The organism is Kitasatospora sp. NPDC048298, assembly GCF_043201465.1.
Lineage (GTDB): Bacteria > Actinomycetota > Actinomycetes > Streptomycetales > Streptomycetaceae > Kitasatospora.
The window spans coordinates 1-16,318 of sequence record NZ_JBICYZ010000068.1; the positions used below are offsets into that span (position 1 = coordinate 1).

General features: G+C 68.0%; 12 protein-coding genes. 6 read left to right on the plus strand and 6 right to left on the minus strand.

Annotated elements, in window-relative coordinates; genetic code table 11:
- Window positions 1–343: 343 nt before the first annotated feature.
- The 4 genes from ACGF0D_RS35100 to ACGF0D_RS35115 all read right to left on the minus strand — a co-directional run bounded on the left by ACGF0D_RS35100 (window position 344) and on the right by ACGF0D_RS35115 (window position 7,245).
- Window positions 344–4,288 carry a hypothetical protein gene (locus ACGF0D_RS35100; protein ID WP_392923194.1) on the minus strand — a complete coding sequence of 1,315 codons (3,945 nt, stop codon included), beginning with the start codon at window positions 4,286–4,288 and terminating at the stop codon, window positions 344–346.
- A complete protein-coding gene (locus ACGF0D_RS35105; protein WP_392923197.1) occupies window positions 4,285–4,707 on the minus strand; it encodes a hypothetical protein in 423 nt (140 codons plus the stop codon). Before ACGF0D_RS35105 ends, ACGF0D_RS35100 begins: the two co-directional genes overlap by 4 nt.
- 298 nt (window positions 4,708–5,005) lie before the next feature.
- Complete coding sequence (locus ACGF0D_RS35110) at window positions 5,006–6,301, minus strand: helix-turn-helix domain-containing protein (protein WP_392923199.1); 1,296 nt, start codon at window positions 6,299–6,301, stop codon at window positions 5,006–5,008.
- An 89-nt stretch (window positions 6,302–6,390) separates the two neighbouring features.
- Window positions 6,391–7,245 (minus strand): hypothetical protein, encoded by an 855-nt coding sequence (locus ACGF0D_RS35115; protein ID WP_392923202.1) that lies wholly within the window; start codon window positions 7,243–7,245, stop codon window positions 6,391–6,393.
- Window positions 7,246–8,126: 881 nt separating this feature from the next.
- Here ACGF0D_RS35115 and ACGF0D_RS35120 point away from each other — a divergent pair.
- From ACGF0D_RS35120 to ACGF0D_RS35135, 4 genes are all read left to right on the plus strand, one after another.
- Window positions 8,127–9,431 carry a replication-relaxation family protein gene (locus ACGF0D_RS35120; RefSeq protein WP_392923205.1) on the plus strand — a complete coding sequence of 435 codons (1,305 nt, stop codon included), beginning with the start codon at window positions 8,127–8,129 and terminating at the stop codon, window positions 9,429–9,431.
- A 183-nt stretch (window positions 9,432–9,614) separates the two neighbouring features.
- Complete coding sequence (locus ACGF0D_RS35125; protein ID WP_392923208.1) at window positions 9,615–11,060, plus strand: hypothetical protein; 1,446 nt, start codon at window positions 9,615–9,617, stop codon at window positions 11,058–11,060.
- Window positions 11,057–11,206, plus strand: coding sequence for a hypothetical protein (locus tag ACGF0D_RS35130; protein ID WP_392923210.1), 150 nt, complete (start codon window positions 11,057–11,059; stop codon window positions 11,204–11,206). The genes ACGF0D_RS35125 and ACGF0D_RS35130 overlap by 4 nt, the downstream gene beginning before the upstream one ends.
- A gap of 151 nt (window positions 11,207–11,357) precedes the next feature.
- Window positions 11,358–12,437 carry a hypothetical protein gene (locus ACGF0D_RS35135; protein ID WP_392923212.1) on the plus strand — a complete coding sequence of 360 codons (1,080 nt, stop codon included), beginning with the start codon at window positions 11,358–11,360 and terminating at the stop codon, window positions 12,435–12,437.
- 337 nt (window positions 12,438–12,774) lie between these two features.
- Here the strand turns inward: ACGF0D_RS35135 and ACGF0D_RS35140 are convergent, their stop codons facing one another.
- A complete protein-coding gene (locus ACGF0D_RS35140) occupies window positions 12,775–13,215 on the minus strand; it encodes a hypothetical protein (protein WP_392923214.1) in 441 nt (146 codons plus the stop codon).
- A gap of 204 nt (window positions 13,216–13,419) precedes the next feature.
- Here ACGF0D_RS35140 and ACGF0D_RS35145 point away from each other — a divergent pair, with 204 nt between their 5' ends.
- Window positions 13,420–14,586: a hypothetical protein gene (locus ACGF0D_RS35145; RefSeq protein ID WP_392923217.1), complete on the plus strand. Its 1,167-nt coding sequence runs from the start codon at window positions 13,420–13,422 to the stop codon at window positions 14,584–14,586.
- Window positions 14,587–14,831: 245 nt separating this feature from the next.
- Here ACGF0D_RS35145 and ACGF0D_RS35150 read toward each other — a convergent pair whose 3' ends face one another.
- On the minus strand, window positions 14,832–15,494 hold the full coding sequence (locus ACGF0D_RS35150) for a hypothetical protein (RefSeq protein ID WP_392923219.1): 663 nt from the start codon (window positions 15,492–15,494) through the stop codon (window positions 14,832–14,834).
- A gap of 370 nt (window positions 15,495–15,864) precedes the next feature.
- On the opposite strand from ACGF0D_RS35150, the gene ACGF0D_RS35155 reads away from it, so the two are divergent.
- Window positions 15,865–16,299, plus strand: coding sequence for a hypothetical protein (locus tag ACGF0D_RS35155; RefSeq protein WP_392923221.1), 435 nt, complete (start codon window positions 15,865–15,867; stop codon window positions 16,297–16,299).
- Window positions 16,300–16,318: the final 19 nt, after the last annotated feature.

Genomic DNA, 16,318 nt, shown 5'->3' on the forward strand with positions numbered 1-16,318 from the left:
GGACTGACATCGGCGGCCCGCCTGGACCGCCTTACCCAGCCGGCCCCTGGGGAATTACGTGACCGCAGCCATGGGGAATTACGTGATCGTCCACACCCACCGACGAGCCCTCGATCAATGTCACCCGCTCCCGCCTGGGACGACTCGTTCGTCAGGGACTCCTCGACCAACCCGGACGCGGCCGCTACCAGAAACGGACTTAACGTCCTCTCATGCGGCCCGGGTCGGACGATGACGTCCTGGTCAACGCCGGATGCCGCTGGGGTCCGCCAGCTCCACGGCCACGATGTGCAGATCGTCCGGGCCGCGAAGGGCCGTGGGGCGCAGGCAACTGCTGCCCGTGTCAGCGTTCGGTCTCGAGGGCATCGAGTCCGTAGGCGCCTGCTTCCACGAGTTGGTCGATGACGTCGAGGCAGCGGATGCGTTGGTGGTGGGTTCCTTGGCGGTAGAGCCGAAGGACGACGGGGACCAGGTCGTGGCCGACTGCGCCGTGGCGGGTTCGGATGTTGCTCGTGGACGATCCGAGCATGGTAGTGACGGCTTCGCAGGCGTCGATTGCCCTTGAAGGGAGTGGGCCGGGGTGGTGGTGGAGTCCTGCGAGGAGCCGGCCGTAGTGGTCTGTGAAGGCTGGGCTTGAGATGAATGCCTGGATCAGGCCGTCGGCTTGACTGGGGGTGAGGTCGGCGATGTCGCGTAGGGCGTGGGAAGCCTTTTCGCGTACGGCGCTGTCCGTGTCGTTGAAGAGCACAGGCATCATCGTGTGGCTGTCTGCGAGGTTGCCTGAGAGTACTTCGGCTGCCCCCTGCCTGGCGTGAGGGGAGAGCTCTTGGACGCTGATGGGGACGTTGCCAAGTTGTGCGCCGCGCAGGGTGGCGACGGCCCATACCCGGCCGGCACCGGTCGCTGACTCGTCGGTTGTCTGAAGCGCCCGGGCCAGCGTCGGGGCGAATCGTGCCGGGTCCTTGTACAGGGCTGCGATCAGCAGGCGCTGCGCTGTGGTGGCGCTGTAGATGGCTTCATCGGTCGCAGCGAAGAGCTGGTACGCCGTATCCAAGGCACGAGGCATGTCGCGAGTCATTAGAGCGCGGACCGCGTCTGCTGCACAGCTGCGGACAGCGACGCTGGGGTCGTTGGCCAGTTGCTCGGTGAGGGTAGCCAGCGTCGGCAGGTGCTGGTCGCTGTGACGCAGGAGCGCCGCGACCGCGAGGGCGGTCCGGCCCCGGTTGGAGTTGAGCCCTGCTGTCAGCACTCGGTCGGGCATGTTCGAGTACGCATCCGAGCGTGGTTCTGCGAGATGGGCGTCCAGATCGCCTGCACAGCGCTGTAGAACGGCGACGACCTCAGGGCCGCAGAGCGCCGGAGCGGTCTCGATGACATGGCAGATGGCTCGGGTGACCTCCTCGCCTGCGGCGGAATGCGCGTGGACGCACAGCTGTGTCCATTGCGCGGGGGACAGGTGAGGACCCGCGTTCCGGATGACGGCATCGAGATAGCAGGCCGGGAACGAAGCGTCGAGAGTCAGGGCGAGACGTGTGAACCGCTCAGGTTTCTGTTGCGCCTGCTCTCCAAGGACCTGCGCCAGTTCGCCAGCCCCGCCCATCATCCATCGGCGCTGGGCCTCGGGTGATGAGTGTGAGGCAAGAGCAAGGCGCCATTGCTGATCCGTCATGAGTTGAGCGTTGGCTGCGGGGATAGGTGAGCCGATGGATCGTGCTCGCATTTCCTCGGGAGGCCGAGGAGACCACCAGGGGAACTTCCGCTGCCACTCACCGAGCCGACGCGTGACGGTGGAGTCCCTTCTCGCCTCGTCCACTGCTGAGAGAAGCTCGTACTGCGCGAGCCCCCACTCCTTCCTGCCCTTGATGTGGCGCTCCCAGCTGGAGTGGTAGTCCAGGAGGGCTGAAACCAGGTCAGTGAGTGCTTCAGCGCTGCAGTTGACTGTTGCCGAGGCGATGAGTTCGCGTGATGCCCAGCGGGAGGTGTCCAGGTAGCCGAGTCGGAGGTTTCTTTCATCTGCTAGCAGCCAGGCGATGGCCTCGTCGCCGTCGCCGAGTGCGGTGTGCAGTCGGCAGGCGAGGAAGCGGAGCTCCAGAGCGGGCGTGTCCAGGGCAGTGAGCTGCTCGAGAAAAGCGCGAGCGCTCGCCGGCTCGGAGTCCGCCAAGGAGCGCAGGGCTGCGTCCAGGGCCTGGAACAGGGCGGCGTCCACGCCGTGGCTACCGAGGATGCGCAAGGACCACCGTCCTCCCGATGCGTAGGTCCCGCTCCGTTGGCCGACGCCCGCGGTCGCGACGGCGATGACGAAGTCAAGGACTTGCTCAGCGAAGATACGGGGTACTGCGTTAGCGGTGGTGGTGAGGACGAATCTGGTGCCCTGGGAGTTGGTGGGAAGGTATCCAGCCTCGAATGGGTCGCCAGTGCCGTCCGCCTCCGCCAGGTGGCGGTGGCGCTGGAGGTAGGCACCGATCAATCGTGCGGTTGTTTCAGGGGCGGTGCTGGCCAGGGGATAGAGAAGGGACCAGAAGTCGCTGTTCACCGCGATGGTTGGCTGGACTTCGTCCAGGAGACCCCGAGCGATGGCCTCTACCGCGAAGTCGGCCAACTCGGGGGTGAGCGACCAGTGGACCACAGACGCGATGTACTGGTCCCACTTGGGGGAGACGCCGAGGTAGGGGCGCAGCAGCTCCACGGCCCGTTGGGGTCGTTGCCGTGCTGCGGACTGGAGAACTGGTTGGATGAGGCTGCGCCGAGGTTCTGTCCTGAGCCAGCCTTCCCAGCGGTCGTTGCGGTCCGAAGCATCGAACCACTGAGGCGCAGACAAGAACCACCGGACTCTGTCCGCCATGGGCGTCGAGTCCCAGGCCAGCGACTCCAAGGCTTCCCAGTCTTCTTCGCGGGCGTCCATCTGCTGCAGGACTGTGAGAACGACATCCCGCAGGTGAGAACGTACGTGTTGTGAGGTCAGGAGTTGGACGACCACACGATGGAAGCGCTGGCGGTCGTCGGCCAGCAGGTACTCGAGGAGCTGCCGCGTCTGGGCTCTCCGGAAGAGGTGTTGGCCGGACTCGGCGAGGAAACCGTGGACGTCTCCGCCGGAGGCGACGAAGGCCCTTGCGAAGAGGAAGTCGAAATAGGTCTCGTGGAAGAACCCGATCCGGTCGAGTCCTGAGCGGACCAGGACACCGGCCGATTCCAGGGCACCCACATGAGACTGGGCATAATCTTCCACGGACCCGGTGGGCGCGGTAAGGGTCTCGTTCTGGCTCATCCAGGCCACTAGAGAGCCGGTGATGCCCTTCCAAACCCCAGGTCCGAGCTGCTCCTCGACTGAAGAACGTTGCTCCTCGGTGTAGCGCACATACAGCTCTTGCAAGCTGCCATACGGCGTGGTTCTTGCGGCCTGGGACAGTCTGCTGAAGACCGAAAAGTGGAGCGGTGTTCTCAACAGTCCAAGTGTCACCGCTCCCAGCTGCCCGGTGGTGATCCCGGCCGCCGCGAGGGCGTCCTGTACCGCCACCTCACTCAGCTCATGCACGGGGAAGCGCTCTACTCGGCTCCGTTGAGCGACAAGACCGGACAGCCGGGGGTCCTTGTCGATGTCGATGGTGCGCGCTGCCAGGAGCACCTTCACGTTCGAGGCTGCGGACAGTTCGCTGAGCATCTCGTCGACGGCCTCGTATGCATCGGGCATGCGTCCGCTGTAGGTGCTCACAGCGTCCAGCTGGTCCACCACCAGGACGGCCGGCCTGCCATCGGAGGCACTCGTAAGCATCTGGGCCGGGGAAAGCATCGGGCCGACATGCTGTGAACCCAAGGCTGCAGCCGTCTTGGTCTCTGCCTCGACACCATCCATTGACAGCGCAACTGCGATCCACCCGCGGCCGGTCAGCTCCGCGAGGATGTCCGCAACCACAGCAGACTTGCCCAGGCCCGCTCCACCCTCACACACCACGATCTGGGGGCTCTCCGGGGCCAAGAGCCTAGCCAGGAGGTTCTCGGTATCAGGCCGTGAAGCCATACCGAATACGGGCCGCGAGCTCTGGGCACGCCGGATGAACCGTTCTACCGTCGCCGTGAGCGCATCGAGTGTTTCCGCAGGATTCAGGATTGGCGTCAGAGCCGCTGCCAGGGGGTCCTTGTCGAGCAACAGCGTCAGGTCGCCACCTACGCCGCTGATCTGGAAGAGATGCCCGCCAACTGTTGTGTGGCTGACGTGCTGCGGTGCTGGTTGAACGGGGCGTGGTCCGGTCAACCTGAGCCACTCTGCCAGCTGACGGAGCCGTTCGATCACGGCTCCTGCTCGATGTGCACGTCACCGCCGGTGTCCGAGACCTGCTCCACATGGCCGCCGACAGAGCTCCCGCCTATGCTCTGCCCGCTTTCTGGCGCTCCCGCCGTCGTCGGTGTAGGTGACGGTGAGGTCGGGCCGGCCGAGGTTCCCCGGCGCTGGATCCGTACGCTGCCTTGGGTTCCGGATACCTGGGTGACGCCCCCGCCAACCGACGCGTTCTGGACCGACTGGCCAGGTGTCGTCTCCCGGGTGTGGCCGAGCCATCCCATGACGAAACTGGCGATGCTGAGGAGCAGTCCGAGCACACTGGCGAGTTTGTCTGCTTTATCCAGGCCGACCATGGCGAAGTAGCACACGAGGGCTGTGGCGATGGCGCTGCCGACGCCGATCCCGATCCACTTCTGCGTTTGTCCAGACACTCGGACATCATCTCGCGCTTTGCCCTCTTGGTGTAGATCGGTCCCTGAAGTTCCCAGAAGGATGCAGGCGTTGCATGGTGAGGCTTCCGGGGGCGTTGTTTGGGTGTGGGTTGGTCCGTGAGCTGGGGCCCAGGCAAGGTGGCTCTGCCAGGTATCAACAGGTCATGTGGTGGCTGCGTCTGCCTCAGCCTCGAAAGGCCCAGGACGTCGGTTTCGGCGGCCGATGTCCTGACTCCTGTCAGCTGTTCCCGGCGGCGACCCGGTCGGGACGAGTGGCGAGGCGCTGCCGCGCCGTTGGCTACTCATGGCGCGGGGGCGCGGGGAGGTGCCGCAGCAGGCGTTCGGCGCCTGTCAGTCCGCCGTCGAGAGTGATCTGCTCGACCCACTGCAGGACCTGGGTCCAGCGTTGGGCAGGGTCGGCGAGGTCGTGTGCGGGGTCGGAGAGAAGGTGCGCGCCGTGGCTGATGCCGGAGCCCGGGACCTGTGTGAGGGCGTCGGCGTCCAGCACACTGATGAGGGATCGCGCGGTGACCAGGTGGAGGTTGCGTGGCTGGGGCACAGCGTAAGCGTCGACGCCAGCGAGCTCGGCAAGCGCTGCGATCAGGTTCGGGGCAGTGAGTGCGTCGGCCAGGGCGTCGATCAGGTGGGCGGTCTCCTCCAGGCCGAGCGGCCGGTGTACCGGGTACCACTGTCCCTCGGTCATGGTGCTGGCTCGGACGGTGACGTCGACCTGGAAGGTCAGGTGCTGACCGAAGGTTCCGTACCCGCCGGGGATCTCCAGGGTGGCCTGCGCCTCCATGGGGTGCGGCTTGTCGGCGGGCCAGCCCTCGGGGCAGGCAGACCAAGCCAGGCGGACCGAGCGCGAGCGGTTGAGCCCGGCGCGGTAGAACCCACCAATGCCGTCGGTGCTGGAGGCCGACGCCATGCTGGCCATCACGGCCGCCAGCCGGGAGCCGTCGAGTGCGTCGGCGAGCGCGGTAATGACGCGCTCGGACAGCGGCCGCCACACCGCGGCGGTGGCGACGGGGAGTCTGAGCCCGCTGCGCAGCACGAAATCGACCGTCTGGTCGGCGCCGCCGGAGGGCTGGTGGGGGATCTGCGGGGCCTGCAGGTTCCAGACCGCTTCCGGCGCGGCGGTCTGCTCGGCGAAGAGCTCGCCCAAGCGCCGCCAGTCGGCAGGGTGGGTGGTGTTCTGGTGGCGGACGTAGGCGATGCCGTCGACCAGCAGCGGCCGCGGGTGGGTGCCCGGCACGATCCGCAGCACCAGAACATACAGGTCGGAGCCGTCACCGAGCGGGACGGGGATGATCTCCGGCGACCACGGCGGCTCGATCTTGGCGGTGCAGTGCTCAGCCACCGCCTCGATCGCTTTCTCCTTCACGCCGATGATCTTGCGCTGGTCGCTGACGCCGACCAGCAACAGTCCGCCGTAGGTGTTGGCCAGCGCCACCACCCCGCGCGCGAGGGTCGGTCCAAGCTTCTCCTTGTATTCCACAGTCGGTGCCTCCGGTCCCACCTGCTGGACCAGAGTGTGGACCCGCTCGATCGTGAACGCCGAGGGGGCTGCGTACAGGAGGGGCTGCGTCGAGGTCACACCGGCATCATCCACCTCCGTAGCACCGCCGTGCCGGCTCTGCGGCTCCCGGGGCAGAGCTACGTATCCCGCTGACCCGGAGCAGCCGGTCAGCCCTGACCGGCCATGGCGAGGTCCACCCGCTCGTCGTGGCCGTTCCGGGGCTTTCCGAGGGTGGTGGCGCAGGCGTGTCCCCGCTCGGCCTCGCAGACCGGGCAGCTGACGATGGTGACGTCGTTGGTCAGCCGCCAGAGGCTTCGGCGCAGCTTCGCGGCCTTCCGCTCGGCCGCAACCCGGTGTTCCTCGGCCAGCTCGGCACTGGCCTGGGCCGTCCAGTCCTCGAGCGGATCCGCCAGCAGCTCGCGTAGATCCGCGTCGAGCGGCGGCGGAGGGGGAAGCGGGACCTGGGCAGAGCTCCCTCGGCGCCCGTCGAAGTAGGACTCCCGTTCGTAGAGGACGAACTCCTTCGGCCAAGAGACACCCGCGAGCCTGCGTCGGTCCGCGTGGATCGCACGCTGGGCCACCCCGCGGGGAGCACGGCACACCTCAGCGACGGGGGCGGAGCAATGCGGGCAGGCGACCGAGAACATCAGCGCCAGGTGCTGGCGGTTCCGCTCGGCGGTCTCCTCCCGCTTGATCAGCCGCTGCGCCTGTTCCTTCCGCTGGCGCTCCTCCTTCGCCGCCCGCTCGACGCGTGCCTGCTCCTCCTGCTCGGGCGTGAGGTGATTCGGACAGGGCTCCTCATCGGTACGCCACCTGCACGGTGTGCCGTCCTTCTTGGGCCGGCCGCACAGCCCCGGTCCTGCAGACAAGGCGGCGCCGACCCGCCAGGGTCCATCGTGGACCGCGCCGCAGGTCGTGCAGGCAGGTAGCTCCTCTGGTTCGACCGGATCCACCCTGTAGTCGTAGCCGTTGATCCTCACGGTCAGGCGGGGCTTGGCACAGCAGTGTCGGTCTTCGCGCATGCCGCCATGTTCAAGGTGCGGGCTTCTCCCTTCCAAGTAGTCATACCGCTGAACGGGTGAGGCCCGGCTACCGAGGCGATCTGGCGCGGCCGTACCGACGGGCCAGGCGCTATCCGGTCACCTCGTCGGGGGATCGAGTGAGCGTCCACGCGTCCGGCAAGACGCTCCTCAGCCCGGTCTGCCACCGACCCACCTGACGTTGGTGTGAGGAACCAGCCCGCGCTCGTCGGTGTCAACAGCGTCACGTCGAACGGACACGTGCGGGTGCATCCGCAAGGGGAACGACCGTGTCGCCCGCTACTGGGGTTACCGCTTGCCACCATCGGCTGGTCAGAGCGCGGCACCCGGCGGTGCCATGGTGGCTTCGAAGGTGCAGATGTCGACTCCACAAGCGCCGTCCTCGACCAGTCGACGTCTCGCGGGCACAACGCCTTGGCAGCCGTGCAGCCGGCGAGTTTCGCGCGGCTGCTGGAGAACGCTTGCGCCGAGTAGCGCCTGCCGGCGCTTCTGGACGCCGAAGCGGCCGCCCGGGCCGCCGTCGGGGGTTTGGGTGTGAGGGAGTTGCAGTCGCTGCTGCTGCGGGTACCGGACTTCGCCCTGACCACGACGGCGATCGCCGCGCCCGGCCCGGACGACGACCAGGCCTCCGACCGCCACGAGGATCGGGCGGCGAAGGCCTCGCCCGACCGGGACAAGGGGTCCGGCACGGCCTCCGCGGGAACCTCCGCCGACACCTCCGTGCCCCGGCCGCCGGTGAGGCTGTTCCCGCAGACCAGCAGTCTCGGACAAGGGGCCCGCGGCGCGGCGACAACCCTCTTCCTGCCGCTGCCGAGGTTCGGTGGAAGGCTGACTCGACGGAGCCGGTGCGGCGTGGGGTCTTGGTGTCGCTCGGCCTGTTCCAGCGGGCCACCGCCCGGGAGCTGTGGCAGCTGGTCCTGCCCCACCAGAAGGCGGACAAGGCCGTCCGCCAGGCCCTGGTCGACCTGGAGGCCGCCGGACGGGTCCGCGAGGAGCTGCGCCTGCCGGACGGCCGCAAGCTGTGGTGCCTGACCAGTTCCGGCCGCCGCGAAGCCATCGGCCTCCTTCCGGCGGGCACTCGGATCTCCGCGCTGCGCCCCGTCAAGGACGGCCGCCCCGCTGCCTACTCCGAGCACGCCCTGGACGTCGCCGCCACCGCCGGCCTGCTCGCCCGCGCGGGGATCGGGCATCTGGAGGCGTTCACCACCGAGGTCGAGCACGCCGTCCCCAGGCGCCGTTCGCTGTTCACCGACCTGGTGCTGCGTGACCCCGGCGCCGACGTCCCGCTGCTCCTGGTCGAGGCCGACCGCGACAACGAGAGCGCCGGCGAACTCGCGGAGAAGCTCACCGGTTACCGGGCCTGGTGCGAGCTGCCCGCCAAGGGCGCCTTGAAGGCCAAGTTCGCCGACTCGCTGCGCGCCCGGGGAGCGCGCACCCACGAGCTGCGGCTGTGGCGCGCCCGCTACCTGGCCACCGGCCGCGAGGGCCTGCCCGCAGTCGCCCTGGTCCTGGTCCCCGGCCGCAAGCGCCAGCGCCCCGGCGCCAAGCCGTCTACCGAGGAGGAGAAGCGCGAGCAGGCCCGGCGCGTCCACGAGCGGCTCATGGCCCGCGGCCGCCACGTCGAAGCCACAACCGAAGCCCTCTGGTCCCCGCTGCCGTACTGGGGCGACGGCACCACCGCCCGCGACTACCACCGCGCCCTGCCGGTCGTCGCCACCACCCTACCCCTGCTGCGCGCCCGCGGCGCCGACGCCGCGGTGTGGCGCCGCTTCGGCCGCCCCGGCTGGCACACCCTCCACCACGCGCTCGACAACCCCGACGGCGACCAACTCCTTACCGCCCAGCGCGCCGCCGCCGACCAAGCCCGCCGCGAACAACAGGAGGCCGAGCACGAAGCCGCCCGGCCTGCACCCGCTGCGCCGCGAAGTTCACCGACGAGCGGTGGGCGGAGAAAGAGAGCGCTTGGAGGGACGACGGGCTGTGCGCCACCTGCCGCCAGGCCGCGGCCGACCAGGAGGCGGCGGAGGCCGCCGAGCGCGAGCGGGCCGCCGCCGAAGCCAAACGCGCCAGCCCCTGGTGGTGCCGGACCTGACCGCAGCGCTGCTTTCCGGCGCGGGGTGCCTACCCGCCCCGGGGGATCGGGTGATGGGGCGAAGGCCCACAGGTAGCCGGATTGGGCGAGGCGGTTGTTCATGATCAGGCGGCGTGAGACGGTGTGCTGTTTGCGGGAGGCCGGGTCACGGGGGCGACCCGGCATAGGCATTCAGACCCCGGGCGGTCGACTCACGGGGCCAGCTGGCTGCCTCCTCGAAGCCCCACTCCACTCCGCCCGGGTCTGGAAGAATCCCGTCATGGGGAGAACCGGGAGACAGACGATCGACCAGGCACAGCTACGGCTGGAGCCCGCTCTACGCGACAAGCTCAAGGCAGTGGTGTTGGACGCCAACGCCTACGGGGAGGCCCGCCCGAACCTCGATCACCTTGCTCGGGTTGCCGCCCGGCTCGCGGGCATCGGGATCGACACCTGGTTGCCACAGCCGGTTGCCTGGGAATGGGCGGAGCACCTCGCTCTGGACTGGGAGGTCCTCAAGAACGCCGCCTCCGACCAGCGCCGACGACTGCTGGACGCCGGCATCGAGATCCCGATGCCGTTCGGCGACCGGGAGCAGGTGATCGCCGCTGCGCTGGGCAATCTGGCCGCCATTCCGAACGTGAAGATCATCGAGGTGACTGGGCGTAGTGCGATCGAAGGCCTGAAGGACCAGGTGCTGCTGCGCAAGCCGGCCAAGCTCAAGGGGGCCACGGACAAGAGCCGGGGGCAGAAGACCGGTGCGAGCGACAGCGCCTGGATCCGGGACGTGCTTGAGCTGGCCGGCCCGGACGAGATCCTGATCATCTCCGAGGACAAGGACGTCAAGGCCGCTTTCAAGGAGTGGAACAAGCCCGAGCCGACTACACGTGCGCTCCGCGACTTGGTGCCGACCCTGTTCCATTTGGTTGTTGACGACGGTTCAGCGCGGATCGCCATCATCCGCTACCTCCTCGGCCTGCTTGAGACGGCCGCGGCCGACGGGGGACAGCTCGACCTCGGCCGGATCGACGGACTGGAGGCCGAGATCCTCCGTGAGTGGGACGGCGACAGCCCCAAGCCCAACACCTACGGTGCGGCGGTCACCAGCATCCTGGCGCTGGCCGGACTCGGCAGCGTCACCGTCGAGGCCGACGAGCCGAAGCCGGACGGCGGCCCGGCCCGCCGGAGCAATCCGGTGCTCCATGTCGGACCGGCTGACCGTCGCACGGCCCACGCCATCGCGTACTTCCTGGCGGAAGGCGAGACGGCTGTGCAGACCGTCCTCGATGACGGGGGCGCGGAGTCGTCTGTGTACCCGATTCGCAGCGTCCTCGTCCGGGTGAGCCTGAGCTTCGACTTCACCGACGGAGTCATCACTGCGATGGAGCCGGAGGCCGACGGACAGGCGATGCTCCTCGACCACTCGTACGACACCACGGAGGAGGCCGAGGAAGGGCTCATCGAGGCGCTCAATGTCGTGCCCGGAGTCTTCGTGGACGGCTCCTTCGACAATCTCCCGGATCTGGAGTTCCCCGGTGCTCGGGCGGGGTGGAGATCAGCATCCGGCGCGACACGGAGGACTGGGAGGTGTCCGTCGTCCTGTGGGCCGGGGACGACGACTACCTCGAGTCCGTCGGCGAGATCACGGCCGAGTGCCAGTACAACGTGGACTCGTGGTACGGCGGCAGCCGCGACGGGTTCCAGGGCCCCGACGCCTTCACCGTGAGCGTCGGAGGGCCCGACGACATGAGCTGGCGGCACGCATTCTGGGCGCTCCCGGCCTGGCTCGTTCACCACATCGACTGGTCGGCGTACCAGCAGCACGGGCCGCAGGACGAAGCCGACCCGGAGGCCCAAGACGACCCGTCCTGACCGCCTCCGTCCTGCGGACCGCACTCACGGCGAGGAAGGGCCATGCGACGCCCGCGATGAAGCCCCTGATCAGGAGCGTCTGTCAAACCGGATCAAGCCCAGATCAGTTGTCGGATGCCTTGGGGCGGCGGTATCCGAGGACGGATCACACATGGCCAGCGGTGGGCGTCTGCCCAAGCTCGTACGAACCCGGCAGTTCTACACAGGTGAGCCCTTTCACACGGCAAAGGCGGCACTGCGCGGCGGGAACAACCGGTCCCCTCTTCTCTTCGGTCACACCCTGCAGGCTCGTCTCGAGGCCGAGATCTTGAACAAGATCTGCACCGGAGGACAATGGTGGGCCCACCCTCTGGGGGTCGCCGCCGTGGAAACGAGCGCACAGTCGGCCGTCGTACACCTCGACGGCCACACCACGTTTCGCAGGGGTACCTCGTACCCCCGCAGTGCCCATGCCCTGGACAACCTGTTGCCCGGAACCGAGTCCGGTGCACAGGTCAGCGGCGTCGTCGGTCTCCGCATCGCAGGCATCAACGGCCCGAACCTCCGGCTCACCCTCGTCGGTGGGGGCTGCGACCTGGTGCTGCGTGGCACCCCTGAGACGGACTGGGGAGTCGAGCTCGATAAGCGATGGGAACGCTTTGAAAAAGCAGGAGAAGTACCTCTCTGGCATGCGCCGCAGCTGACCGCTGACGAAGAGCAACACATCCGGGAATTCCCCCTTGACTGGAACTCCCGCAGGCGGCTGGACTGGCTTGGATCCGCATTGCTTCGCCGCATCGCAGTCTTCCATACGTCCAGCACAGCGTATTCATGCCACGCATGGATCCATGACGATGAGTGGATCTTCGAGCTAGACACAGTGCGGGGCATAGAACTCGACCACGATGCCTTTCTCGGCAGGCTCATGGATCCTGTATGGGGAGTTCCCCTTCGGATTCGCAGTCAGTTCTGTTCCTGCAACCGCCATCAGCGGCTGGGTCATAACCTTTACACTCTTCAATGCACCTACCATCTAGAACATGCCGACGGATCCGGTCGTGGTGGTCTGCAACTTCGCTTCCGTCATGGGTCGGGCACCGATGCCGGCGATGCGCGAAGGACGCTTACAAGCGTAGGCGCCCCGGCTGGATGGCTCGACCGCGTCCTCCCGACGAGCAGCCCGGATGTCTCGCCACCCGCCCGCCATGAAGGGCGGCCATCACGATGGTCCGACGGGAAAGGGCGCTCGTGAACTGGGACGCCGTCTCGCTCTTTGTCCTGGCCGCTTTCGGAGCCACCACTCTGGCCATCACGCAGCTTCACGAGATGCTGGAAAAGCTTCCGGCACTCATCCGTGCTTGGCACGAGGTACGCCGCAGCTGGCGCGAGGGTGGAAACAGTCGACAATAGGGAGAATTTGTCGACCCTTTTCGGGACCGAGGAATTTCAATTCCCGCGATCGATTGACACCGCCCTGGATGATCGGAGAATCAATCCCCGAGGGAATCCTTTGGCGGACCTCGGGCGACATGGCCATGATTCGCCGCGATGAGAACTTCGGGCAAACAGAGACCCACCCGAGGAGATTTTCAGCGGCCATGCGGCAGCAGATCGCGCAGCCCTGTTCGAAAAGCAGGGTGCGGATACTGTTCAGTGCCGCACCCCGGCATCTCGAGCTTCTTGAGCTGCCCGCCGACGATGTGGGAGAGCAGCGGCACCGGGAGGGCATCGGGCCAGAGGCCGGTGCGCTTGCCCTCCGTGAGCACACGGCGGAACGCACCGGTGGATCCCCTGAGGCTTCGGCCGTTCGCCTTCAACTCGTCGGCGGCACACTCGCCTTCGCCCTCGACAACCTGGAGCAGGATCTGCTGGGCGCGGGGCGGCAGGCGGTCGTAGTACGAGCGCGCACGCTCCGGCGTCCAGCGGTCGTCGGGCGCCGCGGTCACGACCGCCGCTGGCGTGGCAGCGAGGGCGAGCAGCTTCTCGAGCACCTCGGGGGTCGGATTCTCCACAGTGATCGTGATCTTCATGACGGACACCTTCGCAGCCTGGAAGGCTGAACACAAATAACCTTGGAAAACGTGTTATAGACGATGTCGGCGCTCGGGACCAAGTTATGTGCCAATGTATGTGTTGCGTCCTCTAACTGGATTTAGAGGACGCAACACACGGCCTGGTACAGATAGGCTGTCCCGGACGGATCATCAGCCCGCTACGTCGGAAGGAGAACGCCCGTGGAAGCCGATGCGTCGGATGGCCTGCCCGCCCTGGTGGAACGCTCCGCCGAGGTCGTCGTCGCCGAGCTGGTGGACGACGCTCAGGCGCTCGCACGGTTCGCGCACACCGGGGTCGACCCCAACGAGACGCTGACCGAGGACGCGGCCGACGACCTCGCCTCTGCCCGGCCGGCGCGCACCAGTCAGACCTACGCCGAGCAGTGGCGCTACTTCGCCCGCTGGTGCGCCGACAATGGCCGCCACCCCGGGCCGCGCACCAGCGAGGCGAACATGGTCTCCTACGTCTCCCACCTGCGCCGCCGAGGCGGACGTGACGGCACGGGCGCGCCCGTCAGCTCCCTGCGCCTGGCGATGGCCGCCATCCGCGACGCCAACGCCCGTGCGGGGTACGAGAACTGGCCTCCAAAGAAGGCGACCGCCGAACTGATCCGCAAGCAGGCCGCCGAGCACGCCCGCGCCCGCCGCACACCGAAGTCGAGCCCGCCCGTCGACGCCGCCCGCATCGCCCACCTCCAGGAGGGCACGACCGCCGACATCCCGCTCGCCCGCTGGCGCGACCTGACGATCCTGCACCTCGGCTACCGCACCCGCGCCCGCCGCTCCGAGCAGGCGGCCTACCGCATCGACTCCGTCATCTTCGAGCGCCTGGACGACAGCACCGAGCAGATGGTCGTCGGCAAGCGCACGTCGAAGAACGACCACTGGTCCACCGGCCGCGAGTACGTCGTCCGCGACCCGGTAGCGATCACCGTCGTGCGCACCTACATCTCACTGCTCGCCGAACTCGGCCAAGTAGCACCGAAGTTGCCACTGCTGCGCGGCATCACCCGCTGGGGCCGGATCATGCCCGTCCCCGCCTCCGGAATCGGCATGACCGGCCACGCGGTGAACCGCGCCTTCAAGCGCATGGTCACCCGCACCCCCGGCTTCGACGCCAAGAACGCCACCAGCCACGGCCTGCGCGCCGGCGTCCCCGCCGACCTCGCCGCCCAGGGCTACAGCGCGGCGGAGATCCTGGTGATCACCGAGGACTGGAAGTCCACCACCATGGTCGAGAAGTACGCCAAGGCCGGCCTGCGCCGCGCCGGCAAGGACAACCTCGGCCGGGCCCAGCAGGCCCTCGACGCCCTGGTTGTGTCACCGCCGTCCCATCCCGCAGGGTAGGACAGGTCCGAACTCGACCTCGCTCGGAGTAGCACCTCCTCGTGCCGGAAAACGACGTCGGATCCTCGCTGCCCACCGGGCCTTCGCAGTCGATGGGCAGGTCATCTCCACCGGGCAGAGCGACCCCGCACCGTACTGTCAGACGGCGATGGAGGGCGGGCAATGGGACTCGCGGGTGACGCATGTGCAACCCCTGGCCGCCGCCCGGCCGCAACACTCCGAATGCGAACCGACGGGCCGGGACATCACCTGATCGTGGCGCTCATATGCGGACAGCGGGTGGTGCAGTGCACGTCGACCCGCTCGCCGAGCCGGGCGTAACCCGCGTGATCGCGCACGAGCCCATGCGCCTCGAAGAACTCGACCTGCCAGGCGGTCAGGGGTAGCGCGGAGCAGTTCGAGCACCGGCTGCGTCCGGGCGCGGCCCGGCTGCCGAGGCTCATCGACGCGCTCCACCTCCTGGCTGTCCCGCAGACGACGCACTCCACGTCCACGAGCGACCACACGTGCTCCATCCACTGGGCGAGTCCGGGCTCGTCCACCAGGGCCCCGCCTGCGTCGCGTGCCAGGAACTCCTCCCCCAACACGATCCGCGCGGCCTCCTCCTTCGTGATGTCCCACTTCTCGGGCTCGCGTAGGAGGCCTTGTTCGTACATCTTCCGGGAGGCACACCAGCGGCAGTACCGGACCTGTTTGCCGCGGATCTCGCTGTACGCGATCGCATCGGGCTGGTTGCAGGTGGCGCACAGGCAACGACGCTCATGCTCCGCGGAGACGTGCGGCTCGCAAGGGGCCCAGCCAAGCTTCCGGTAGTGCTCGTCGATGCAGGGCACACACCTGCCGGGCTTTCCCTTCCGGTTGGCGCTCGCCCCCTTCCCGCACTCCCCGCACTTCCGTTCCGCAGTCATGCCGATCCCTCCCGCGCAGACTTCACACCGGTTCGGACGGTACCCGGGACCACTGACACACCGGCCGCGTCCGCCATGAGCTTGCTGCCCGGCCAATGCGCGACGTTCCGGGGATCATCGGTCTGCCAGCATGTGCGCTGCTAGACCGGGGCGGAGTGCGGGCGGCGGGTCGCAATCGAAAGAAGCTCAGCTGGGAAATCCCCGGCCGAGCGTCTCTCCACCCTGCTCGCGGCCGGCCGCGGTGGACGAGGACCAGGACGAGGAGTAGCTCTGGGCGGCCGACGGCTGCTCGTCCGCCGGGGTGACGGCCGAGTCCGGGCCAGGACTAGGGTGGGCGTCGGTGGCAACGACGAGGCCGGAGGGGGCCGAGGTGACCGAGGTCGAGGTACCGGGACCCGAGCCGGACTGGGAAGCGGCCCCGGCGTACCAGGGCGGCAAGCGCAACCCGGCGTTCCAGCAGAGCATGTGGGAGTTCGCCGCGAGTTGCTTCCGTGTGGTGGCGGGGCTTCAGCCGCCGCTGGACGCGCTCGCGGCGCGGCTGCGGCTGACCGTCGAGCGGGGCTGGGAAGACATCGGCTACGTGAACGTGGCCATGTTTCGCATCGGGGAGACCGACTTCGCGCTGAGCGCGTTCGAAGGGACGGTTTCCCCTTACTACACGTCCGTGTGGGTGAGCCGCTCGGAGGAAGACCCGAATGCGGCGCTCGACACCCTGCTCGGTGCCCTCGGGATCGGTCGCGAAGCACTGGCGTTCACCGGCAGCGTGGAAGACGGCTTCGAGAACTGCAACGGCTGGCCCGGATAGGGACCTGGAGAGGAGGCCA